The following is a 10317-nucleotide window of genomic DNA, read 5'->3' on the forward strand; positions in this document are numbered from 1 at the left end:
CCGTAGTTCTGGCCGGCCTGGCCGTAGGTGGAGAAGGCGCCGGCGTCGTTGTCGCCGACCATGACGATCAGGCCCGGGCCGATGATCGCCAGCAGGGTCTTCAGCCGCACCGAGAGCCCCTGGCGGGGCGCGTCGTCGTCCAGCCTGATGGTGCCGAGGGCACCCTTGATGTCACCGATGTGCGCGTCGTCCAGCACCGCGCTGCGAGCGGCGGGAACCTTCGGGTCGAGCATGACGTCTGCCATGGTGAGTCCTCCCCGCCCCCTACCTTGAGGGGGCCATAAGGGGGCACGCAGCAGTAATCCTCCCTGCGGACGCACGGCACCGGGCCGCACGGCGGCGCGAGCCGGGACAGGGCCGGGCTCGGGCGTCGTGCGGGCATGACGGTGCGTCAGGTCGCTTGGGTCATGGCATGGTCGAGCGCATGACGCAGCGTCTGATGGGGCGTTCGCAGGAAAGGTTGTTACCGCGTGCCGGAGGTGTACGAGAGCATGCGGGGGTAGGGGCAACTGTGGCCCGGACTACTGCAGTCCATGTTTCTCGCCTCCTCCCGGCCGGGGGGCGCACCGACTGTGCGCCGCATCGCGACACGGCAAGGAGCGTCCCAGCGCACGAAGGCGACCGGTACACCCCAACTCGTCAGAGCTTTGGCACTTCACGGCGTGATCCCCCTTGCGGGGGAAGCCACTTGGGATCAACCCTTAGGTCGGGAAGATCTGTCCTGAACCTGGGCGTCTCTCGACGTCGTCGGGTCAGTGGCCTGTGTCCGTGAAGACGCCTCACCGAACGAGGTGCCTCTTCAAACCTCGAAAAGCATACCCCCGTCAGGATCGCCGTGGGCCACTTTTCCGGTGTCCTTCGACACCTTTGTAGAACTTTGACGCCAGAGGACGCCGGAGGACGCCGGAAACGCAGCAAGAGGAGGCAGCAGGGGACGCAGGAGGACGCCCGACTTCGGCGACGTCGAACGCCGTACCATGGGCGCCGTTCCAGACGGCGGCGGCGAGGAAGGGAAACGGGGCGGTGCTGCGCGGGTTCGGCGATCTTGAGGCCGAGATCATGGACCGGCTCTGGTCCTGGGGCCGGCCGGCCACGGTGCGCGAGGTGGTCGACGACCTCCAGCAACAGCGGCCGGTCGCCTACACCACCGTGACCACGGTGGCCGACATCCTCCACACCAAGGGCTGGCTGCGCCGGGACAAGGTCGGCCGCGCCTGGGTGTACGAGCCGACCTGCACGCGCGAGGCGTACACCGCCCGGCTCATGCACCAGGCGCTGGAGACCACCCAGGACCGCACCGGCGCGCTGCTGCACTTCGTCGACGCCATGAGCGGCGACGAGGCCTCCGCGCTGCTCGCCGCCCTGGAGCAGGTGAAGGCCCGGGACGACGAGCGGTGACCCTCGCGCTGCTCTGCCTCTACCTGGCCGCGACCGGTCTCGCGCTGCCGCGCCGGCTGGCCGGCTCCGCCCGGCTCCAGACCCGCCCAGTGGCGGGCACCGCCCTGTGGCTGGCGCTGATGGCCTCCTTCGCCGTCGCGCTGCTGCTCGCCGCCCACCACGCCGTCGAACCCTTCGCCCACGAGCCCGCCGGACTGCTCGGGCTCATCCCGCACGCAGAACCGGCCCCGCCGCTGGCCCCGCACACCCACGACTGGTGGCTGCTCGCCGCCGGGGCCGCCGGGGTCGCCGCGGTGGTGGCCGGCGTCGGCGCGCGGGCCGGGCGGGCGCGCCGGCGGCACCGGAAGGTGCTGGACGTCGTCGCGGTGCGCGACCGGCACTGGAACGCCCTGGTGCTGGAGCACGCCCACCCGACCGTCTACTGCCTGCCCGGCCGCCGCAGCCGGGTCGTGGTCTCACGCGGCGCCCTGGAACTCCTCGACGAGCGCCAGCTCGCCGCCGCCGTCGCGCACGAGCGCGAGCACATCCGCGGGCGGCACCACCTGCTCCGGCTGCCGGCCGACGCCTTCGCGCTCCTCCTCGGCCGCCTGCCGCTGGCCCGCCTGGGACGGGCGGAGGTGGCGCTGCTGCTGGAGATGGCGGCCGACGACGCGGCGCTCGCCCGGGTGTCGCGCAGCGAACTCGCCTCCGCGCTCTGCGCCCTGGCCACCTCCCCGGCACCCCCGGGCGGCTCCCTCGGGGTCGCGGCCACCGGGGTGCTCACCCGGGTGCGGCGGCTGGCGCGCCCCGGGGGTGGCCGGCGACGGCGCCGAGCGGCGTGGTGGGCCGGGGTGGTGGCGATCCCGCTGCTCCCCTACCTGTTGGCCTGCGCGCCACATCCGTGAGCGGGGCTGACTCGTTCCGGTCATTGACCGTCCATCAGACTCTCAGGAAGATCGGTTAGCCTGCCCCGGCACCGCACCGTGCGGTGCGCCAAAGGGGGATCGACAACCGCGATGACCGCGAAGACTTCCAAGCGTTCGATCAGCACGTACACCCGCGCGACCGCCGTGGCCGCCGCTGCCGCCGCCGTCCTGGCGCTCACCGGCACCGCCGCCCAGGCCGCGGACCAGAGCGCCGCCGCCCCGGTCTCCGGCACCGAGGGCATCATCACCGTCGGCCACAACCAGGCCCAGCCGCTCGTCAGCCCCGACGGCACCACGGCGTACGTCGTGGTGAGCGGGACGGGCAACACCGTCCAGGTCAAGGCGGTCGACACCCAGAGCGACGCCGTCACCCGGCAGGCCACCCTCGACACCGCCCAGCTCGGCCTGGTCGCCGCGCTGTCCGCGGACGGCACCCGCCTGTACGTCGCGAACGGGCAGCAGCTCGTGGTGCTCGACACCGCCACGCTGACCGTGCTCACCACCACCGCGCTGCCCGACCAGCCGCGCCAGGCCGGCTGGAACCCGGGCCTGCTCACCGGCCTCACCGTGAGCCCGGACGGCGCCACCGCCTACGTCGTCCAGAACGGGCCCACCGCCTACCGCCAGTACGGCCAGGGCCGGGTGGTCGCGTTCTCCACCGCCCAGCACGCCTTCACCGGCTCCGTGCAGGTGCCCACCAGCTTCACCGGCACCGCCGCGTTCCGGCCGGGCGGGCACGACCTGTACGTCGGCGGCGACGCCGGCGTCTTCCACGTCGGCACGGCGGGCACCGCGCCCACCCTGGTCGGCACCGTCGGCGGCACCGCCGGGGCGCTCGACTACCACCCGGTCTTCACCCCGGACGGCACCCGCCTGTTCGCGGTGGCCTCCGGCTACAAGGGCGGCCAGGCCGACGTGATCGACCCGGCCGGCGACACCGTCACCCGCCACCTCACCCTGGTCAACGGCTTCGCCGACCTGGGCGACCCGCAGATCAGCCCGGACGGCACCCGCCTCTACCTGACGAAGGCCGACTACAGCGCCGGCCCGTCGGTGCTCTCCGTCGACACCGCCTCCGGCAGCCTGGTCGCGGCCGAGACCGTCTCCCCCGACGAGGACCAGCTCGACGGCCTCGCCGTCGGCCCCGACGGCCACACCCTGTACCTGACCGGCAGCATCGGGAGCAACGGGACGCTCCAGATCATCGCCAACTGACCCACGGGAGCGGGCCCGGTCGTTCCGTGCGGAACGACCTGGCCCTCCTCCTTCGTCGACGTGAGCCGTGCTTCGTCGCCGTGCCGCGGTCGGTGCCCGTCAGGCGGGGCGGACGGCGCCCATGTACGGCATGACGGAGATCGGGAGGACCTCCACGTTCTTGCCGGTGCGCGGGGAGTGGATCATCTTGCCGTCGCCTATGTAGATGCCGACGTGGTGGATGTCCTCGTAGAAGAAGACGAGGTCGCCGGGCTGGAGGTCACCGCGGGCGATGCGCGTGCCGGCGTTCCACTGGTCCTGCGACATCCGGGGGAGCTTGACGCCGGCCGCGCGGTAGGCGGCGCCGGTCAGGCCGGAGCAGTCCCAGGTGTTCGGCCCGGTCGAGCCCCATTCGTAGGGCTTGCCGAGCTGGGCGGTGGCGAACTTGATGATGTCGGCGGCGCGGCCGCTCGCACTCGGGCTCGGCAGGGTGGCGTCCGCGCCGGGCCCCGCGGCGGGCCGGCCGGCCGAGCGGGAGGCCCGGTCCGCCGCGGCGGCCTGCTGGGCGGCGGCCTTCGCCTTCTCGGCGGACTCCTGGGCGTTGATCCTGGCCCGGTCTTCGGCGCTCAGCTTGTTGAGCAGCGCCTGGGCCTGCGCGAGCCGGCTCTGGACCTGCTTCTTCTCCTCGCCCAGCGACGCGCCCACGCTGTCGAGCTGGGTGAGCATGGCGGCGGCCTCGGCGCGGTCCTGGTCGAGCCGGCGCTGCTCGTCGCGGGCCTGCTTGAGCAGTGCGGTCTGGCCCTCGACGACCTGGTTCTGCGCGGCGGCGCGTTCCAGGTAGCCGGCCGGGTCGGAGTCGAGCATCAGCTGGATGCCCGGGTCGATGCCGTTGGTGCGGTACTGCTCGCCCGCCACCGCGCCGAGCCGGGTGCGCAGCTCGTTCATCGCCTCCTGGCCGCGGGCGACCTTGTCCTGGATCCGGTTCGCGTCCGCCTGGAGCGACTGCTGCTTGGCCTGGAAGCCGTTGTAGCGCTCGATGGACTGCTCGGCCTCCTCGTTGAGCTTGTCCACCTGTTCCTTGACGGAGGCGAGCGTGGGCGTCGGCTCGGCGTGGGCGGTCCCGGCGGCGAGCACCGCGCCGCCGGCCACGGCCGTGGTGAGGACGGCGAGGCGCGCCCGGCTCGGGGGGCTGGGCTTGCGGCGCTTTCCCATGGCGGTGGGCTCCTTCGGGGGACGGAGGCAGGGCGGAGCGGGGCGGAACAGGGCACGGCGGAGCGAAGGCGGGTGGGATCGCACGGGGGATGTCAGCCCCACCCGCCTTCTTCGAAGTAACTTAATAGATGGGCGCCGAGGTTCCACAATCCCGTTGTCACTTCTCCTTCTTGGAACGACCGCGGCCGCCGCTTTCGTTCAACCGTCCGCCCGACCGCCCGGCCCCCTCGACGCCCCGGCTGACACTCGGCGTCACCCGGAGTGCTGAAGTGTGGCTAAATCGAGGGAAAGGTCACATCCACCGGCCCTCCTGTGCCCGCGCGAACGGGCGCTAACCTGCGGTCATGAAGGTCCCGCCCGAAGGGCTCCCCCTCGCCGCCGAGTTCCCGGCAGCGCACCGTGAGCAGTGGCAGCGGCTCGTCGAGGGCGTGCTGCGCAAGTCCGGTGCGCAGCCCGAGGACGCCCCCGCCGCCGAACAGGCGCTCGCCACCCGCCTCCAGGACGGCCTGAGCGCCCGCCCCCTGTACACCGCCGAGGACACCGGCGCCGAGGCCGGCTACCCCGGCTTCGCGCCGTTCGTGCGCGGCGGTCGCCCGCAGGGTTCGGCCGTCGCCGGGTGGGACGTCCGCCAGCGGCACGCCGACCCGGACCGGCGCCGGACCAACGAGGCGGTCCTCGCGGACCTGGAGAACGGCGTCGGCTCGCTCTGGCTGGAGCTCGGCGGGGACGGCCTGCCGATCGCCGCGCTGCCCGAGGCGCTGGCCGGCGTCTACCTGGACCTGGCCGCCGTCGCCCTCGACGCCGGAGCCGAATTCGCCGACGCCGCCGAGCAGTTGTTCAAGCTGTACGAGGAGCGCGAGGTCTCCCCCGGTGCCGCCGCCGGCAACCTCGGGGCCGACCCGCTCGGCCTCCAGGCCAGAACCGGCGGCGCCGCCCGCACCGACGCCCTGCTCGCCGACGCCGCCGCGCTCGCCGCCCGCTGCGCCGCCGACTACCCCGGCGTCCGCGCCCTCACCGTCGACGCCCTGCCGTACCACGAGGCCGGCGCCTCGCCCGCCCAGGAGCTGGGCTGCTCGCTCGCCACCGGCGTCGCCTACCTGCGTGCCCTGACCGCCGCCGGGCTCCCGGTGGACGCCGCGCTCGGCCAGCTTGAGTTCCGCTACGCGGCCGACGGCGACCAGTTCCTGACGATCGCCAAGTTCCGTGCCGCGCGCCGCCTGTGGGCCCGCGTCGCCGAGGTGTCCGGCGCGTCCGCCGAGGCCTCCGCGCAGCGCCAGCACGCCGTCACGTCCCGGGTCATGATGACCGCGCGCGACCCGTGGGTGAACATGCTGCGCACCACCGTCGCCTGCCTCGCCGCCGGGGTCGGCGGCGCCGACGCCGTGACCGTGCTGCCCTTCGACACCGCGCTCGGCCTGCCCGACGCGTTCGCGCGCCGGATCGCCCGCAACACCCAGTCGATCCTGCTGGAGGAGTCCCACCTGGCCCGGGTGATCGACCCGGCCGGCGGCTCCTGGTACGTCGAGCAGCTGAGCGAGGAGCTCGCGCACGCCGCCTGGGCCTGGTTCCAGGAGATCGAGCGGGCCGGCGGCCAGCGGGCCGCGCTGGAGTCCGGCCTGGTCGGCGAGCGGATCGCCGCGACCTGGGCGGAGCGCTCGGCGAAGCTCGCCAAGCGGCGCGAACCCGTCACCGGTGTCAGCGAGTTCCCGCACCTGGACGAGCACCCGCTGGTCCGCGAGCCGGCCCCGGCCGCGCCCGGCGGCGGGCTGCCGCAGGTGCGGCGCGCCGAGGCGTACGAGGCCCTGCGGGACCGCTCGGACGCCTCCCTCGCAGCCGACGGCGAACGGCCGAAGCTGTTCCTGGCGTCGATCGGCACCGCCGCCGCGCACACCGCGCGCACCACCTTTGCCGCCAACCTGTTCCAGGCGGGCGGGATCGCGACCGTCTCCCTGGAGTCCGCCGACCCGGCCGCGTTCGCCGAGGCCTTCCGGGCCTCCGGCGCCACCGTCGCCTGCCTCTGCTCCAGCGACGCCCTGTACGGCGAGCACGCCGCGGCCGTCGCCGGCGCCCTCAAGGAGGCCGGCGCCCGGCGCGTGCTGCTCGCCGGACGGCTCACCGAAGTACCCGCCGGAGTGGACGAGTTCATCTACGCGGGCGGGGACGCGGTCGCCGCCTTGACCTCCCTGCTGGACCTGATCGGAGTGGCCCGATGATCCCCGACTTCACCGGAATCGGGCTGGACGGCGGCGCCGCCCGCGACGTCACCCCCGAGCAGTGGCGCTCCGCCTGGCGGCGGACCACCGGCAAGGACGTCGACGAGCTCGTCTGGGACACCCCCGAGGGCATCGGCGTCAAGCCGCTGTACACCGCCGACGACCTCGCCGGCCTGGACTTCCTCGACACCTACCCGGGCATCGCCCCGTACCTGCGCGGGCCCTACCCGACCATGTACGTCAACCAGCCGTGGACCGTCCGCCAGTACGCGGGCTTCTCCACCGCCGAGGAGTCCAACGCCTTCTACCGCCGCAACCTCGCGGCCGGCCAGAAGGGCCTCTCGGTCGCCTTCGACCTGCCGACCCACCGCGGCTACGACAGCGACCACCCGCGCGTCACCGGCGACGTCGGCATGGCGGGCGTCGCCATCGACTCCATCTACGACATGCGCCAGCTGTTCGACGGCATCCCGCTGGACAAGATGTCCGTGTCGATGACGATGAACGGCGCCGTGCTGCCGGTGCTCGCCCTGTACATCGTCGCGGCCGAGGAGCAGGGGGTGCCGCCGGAGAAGCTGGCGGGGACCATCCAGAACGACATCCTCAAGGAGTTCATGGTCCGCAACACCTACATCTACCCGCCGCAGCCGTCGATGCGGATCATCTCGGACATCTTCGCGTACACCTCGCAGAAGATGCCCCGGTACAACTCGATCTCCATCTCCGGCTACCACATCCAGGAGGCCGGGGCCACCGCCGACCTGGAGCTCGCCTACACCCTCGCCGACGGCGTCGAGTACCTGCGCGCGGGCCTCGACGTGGGCCTGGACGTCGACGCCTTCGCGCCGCGGCTGTCCTTCTTCTGGGCGATCGGCATGAACTTCTTCATGGAGGTCGCCAAGCTGCGCGCGGCCCGCCTCCTGTGGGCCAAGCTGGTCAAGCAGTTCGACCCGAAGAACGCCAAGTCGCTGTCGCTGCGCACCCATTCGCAGACCTCCGGCTGGTCCCTCACCGCGCAGGACGTGTTCAACAACGTCACCCGTACCTGCGTCGAGGCGATGGCCGCCACCCAGGGCCACACCCAGTCGCTGCACACCAACGCCCTCGACGAGGCGCTCGCGCTGCCCACCGACTTCTCGGCCCGCATCGCCCGCAACACCCAGCTGCTGCTCCAGCAGGAGTCCGGCACCTGCCGCGTCATCGACCCGTGGGGCGGCTCCGCCTACGTCGAGAAGCTCACCCACGACCTCGCCGTCCGCGCCTGGCAGCACATCCAGGAGGTCGAGGCCGCCGGCGGCATGGCCAAGGCCATCGACGCCGGCATCCCCAAGCTGCGCGTCGAGGAGGCCGCCGCCCGCACCCAGGCGCGCATCGACTCCGGCCGCCAGCCGGTCATCGGCGTCAACAAGTACCGGGTGGAGAGCGACGAGCAGATCGACGTGCTCAAGGTCGACAACTCCTCGGTCCGCGCCCGCCAGATCGAGAAGCTGCGCCGCCTGCGCGCGGAGCGCGACGAGGCCCTGACGCAGGACGCGCTGCACGCGCTGACCCGCGCCGCCGAGGCCGGCCCCCAGCGCGGCGGCTCCCTCGACGGCAACCTGCTGCACCTCGCCGTCAACGCGGCCCGCGCCAAGGCCACCGTCGGCGAGATCTCGGACGCCCTGGAGAAGGTGTACGGCCGCCACTCCGGCCAGATCCGTACCATCTCCGGTGTGTACCGAGACGAAGCGGGCCAGTCGGCCCCCCTCCAGCGCACCCGGGACCTCGTCGAGCGCTTCGAGGAGGCCGAGGGCCGCCGCCCGCGCATCCTCGTCGCCAAGATGGGCCAGGACGGCCACGACCGCGGCCAGAAGGTCATCGCCACCGCCTTCGCCGACCTCGGCTTCACCGTCGACGTCGGCCCGCTGTTCCAGACCCCGGACGAGGTGGCCCGCCAGGCCGTCGAGGCCGACGTCCACATCGTCGGCGTCTCGTCGCTCGCCGCCGGACACCTCACCCTGGTGCCCGCGCTGCGCACCGCGCTCGCCGAGGCCGGGCGGGAGGACATCACCATCGTCGTCGGCGGCGTCATCCCGCCGCAGGACTTCGACGCCCTGTACGAGGCCGGCGCGGCGGCGGTCTTCCCGCCCGGCACCGTCATCCCGGACGCGGCGTACGACCTGCTGAAGTCCCTGGCGGCCGACCTCGGCCACGAGCTGTGAGCCGCTGAACCTCCATGCCTCCGCGGACGATCGACCTCGACAGCTACGTCACGGGCGTCCTCGACGGCTCGCGCGCGTGGATCGCGCGGGCCGTCACGCTCGTCGAATCGACCCGGCCCGACCACCGGGCGCTGGCCCAGCAGCTGCTCCAGCGGCTGCTCCCGCACGCGGGCGGCGCGGTCCGGGTCGGCATCACCGGTGTACCCGGTGTCGGCAAGTCGACCTTCATCGACTCCTTCGGCACGATGCTGACGGCGGCGGGCCACCGGGTCGCGGTGCTCGCCGTCGACCCGACCTCCAGCCGGACCGGCGGCTCCATCCTGGGCGACAAGACCAGGATGGAGCGCCTGGCGGTGGATCCCGCCGCCTTCGTCCGCCCCTCCCCCACCTCGGGCACGCTCGGCGGCGTCGCCAAGGCCACCCGGGAGTCGATGGTGGTCATGGAGGCGGCCGGGTACGACGTCGTACTCGTGGAGACGGTGGGCGTCGGCCAGTCCGAGACGGCGGTGGCCGGGATGGTCGACACCTTCCTGCTGCTCAGCCTGGCCCGGACCGGCGACCAGCTCCAGGGCATCAAGAAGGGCGTCCTGGAACTGGCGGACGTCATCGCCGTCAACAAGGCGGACGGCCCCCACGAGACGGACGCCAAGGGCGCGGCCCGCGAACTCGCGGGCGCCCTACGGCTGTTGCAGGCACCGGACGCGGCATGGACGCCACCGGTACTGACCTGCAGCGGCCGCGAGGGCCTGGGCCTCGACGTGCTGTGGGAGCGCCTGCAGCAGCACCGCAAGGTGCTGGACGCGACGGGCGCGCTGGCCGCGAAGCGCCGCGACCAGCAGGTGGAATGGACGTGGACGATGGTCCACGACCAGCTCTACGCCCGGCTGCACGAGCACCCCGAGGTTCGACGCCTGGCCCCCGACCTGGAGTCCCAGGTACGAGCCGGAACGCTGCCGGCGGGCCTGGCGGCCCAGCAGATCCTGGACGCCTTCTTCGGCGCGAACTAGCTTCGTTGAGCGCCCTACCTCCGGACCGGAGGCAGGGCGCTTCGTCCGTCTGCGGTTATCACGCCGCCCTGGGCAGGGAGCAGAGGTCCTTGGCCGTGGGCCCCCCCGCGCGGGGGGGCGGCGCCAACGGGGTGGCGCCGCTGGGTCTGATAAAAAAAAAACAACCCCCAAGAACCCACCAAAAATA

At 73.0% G+C, this 10317-nt stretch carries 7 protein-coding genes, 1 pseudogene and 1 riboswitch; of the genes and pseudogenes, 6 read left to right on the forward strand and 2 right to left on the reverse strand.

The window, feature by feature from the left end:
• Positions 1 to 245, reverse strand: a pseudogene (locus tag ACFVU9_RS44645) (manganese transporter); the annotation flags it as partial.
• 378 nt (positions 246 to 623) lie between these two features.
• Positions 624 to 798, reverse strand: a riboswitch (M-box (ykoK) riboswitch).
• A 228-nt stretch (positions 799 to 1026) separates the two neighbouring features.
• Here ACFVU9_RS44645 and ACFVU9_RS44650 point away from each other — a divergent pair.
• From ACFVU9_RS44650 to ACFVU9_RS44660, 3 genes are all read left to right on the forward strand, one after another.
• On the forward strand, positions 1027 to 1398 hold the full coding sequence (locus tag ACFVU9_RS44650) for a BlaI/MecI/CopY family transcriptional regulator (RefSeq protein WP_380447999.1): 372 nt from the start codon (positions 1027 to 1029) through the stop codon (positions 1396 to 1398).
• Entirely contained in the window at positions 1395 to 2282 is an 888-nt protein-coding gene (locus tag ACFVU9_RS44655) for a M56 family metallopeptidase (protein ID WP_387603699.1), read from the forward strand. The genes ACFVU9_RS44650 and ACFVU9_RS44655 overlap by 4 nt, the downstream gene beginning before the upstream one ends.
• A 111-nt stretch (positions 2283 to 2393) precedes the next feature.
• The gene (locus tag ACFVU9_RS44660; protein WP_387603702.1) at positions 2394 to 3518 is read left to right on the forward strand and encodes a hypothetical protein; all 1125 of its coding nucleotides are present in this window, start codon (positions 2394 to 2396) and stop codon (positions 3516 to 3518) included.
• Between the two features lie 99 nt (positions 3519 to 3617).
• Here the strand turns inward: ACFVU9_RS44660 and ACFVU9_RS44665 are convergent, their stop codons facing one another.
• Positions 3618 to 4709: an NlpC/P60 family protein gene (locus tag ACFVU9_RS44665; RefSeq protein ID WP_380447982.1), complete on the reverse strand. Its 1092-nt coding sequence runs from the start codon at positions 4707 to 4709 to the stop codon at positions 3618 to 3620.
• A 344-nt stretch (positions 4710 to 5053) separates the two neighbouring features.
• Here ACFVU9_RS44665 and ACFVU9_RS44670 point away from each other — a divergent pair, with 344 nt between their 5' ends.
• Genes ACFVU9_RS44670 through meaB form a run of 3 tightly spaced genes read left to right on the forward strand, consistent with a single transcriptional unit; the run spans position 5054 to position 10130 of the window.
• Positions 5054 to 6922, forward strand: coding sequence for a methylmalonyl-CoA mutase family protein (locus ACFVU9_RS44670; protein WP_387603705.1), 1869 nt, complete (start codon positions 5054 to 5056; stop codon positions 6920 to 6922).
• On the forward strand, positions 6919 to 9123 hold the full coding sequence (gene scpA, locus ACFVU9_RS44675; protein ID WP_380447986.1) for a methylmalonyl-CoA mutase: 2205 nt from the start codon (positions 6919 to 6921) through the stop codon (positions 9121 to 9123). Before ACFVU9_RS44670 ends, scpA begins: the two co-directional genes overlap by 4 nt.
• A gap of 14 nt (positions 9124 to 9137) precedes the next feature.
• Positions 9138 to 10130, forward strand: coding sequence for a methylmalonyl Co-A mutase-associated GTPase MeaB (gene meaB, locus ACFVU9_RS44680; RefSeq protein WP_387603709.1), 993 nt, complete (start codon positions 9138 to 9140; stop codon positions 10128 to 10130).
• Positions 10131 to 10317 lie beyond the last annotated feature (187 nt).

The sequence above is a fragment of the Kitasatospora sp. NPDC057936 genome (genome assembly GCF_042887525.1).
GTDB lineage: Bacteria > Actinomycetota > Actinomycetes > Streptomycetales > Streptomycetaceae > Kitasatospora.

What these genes read in the sequence shown, in the direction of transcription:
- scpA (WP_380447986.1), top strand. Translation starts at nt 6,919, where the DNA reads ATGATCCCCGACTTCACCGGAATCGGGCTGGACGGCGGCGCCGCCCGC.
- meaB (WP_387603709.1), top strand. Translation starts at nt 9,138, where the DNA reads ATGCCTCCGCGGACGATCGACCTCGACAGCTACGTCACGGGCGTCCTC.
- ACFVU9_RS44670 (WP_387603705.1), top strand. Translation starts at nt 5,054, where the DNA reads ATGAAGGTCCCGCCCGAAGGGCTCCCCCTCGCCGCCGAGTTCCCGGCA.
- ACFVU9_RS44665 (WP_380447982.1), bottom strand. Translation starts at nt 4,709, where the DNA reads ATGGGAAAGCGCCGCAAGCCCAGCCCCCCGAGCCGGGCGCGCCTCGCC.
- ACFVU9_RS44660 (WP_387603702.1), top strand. Translation starts at nt 2,394, where the DNA reads ATGACCGCGAAGACTTCCAAGCGTTCGATCAGCACGTACACCCGCGCG.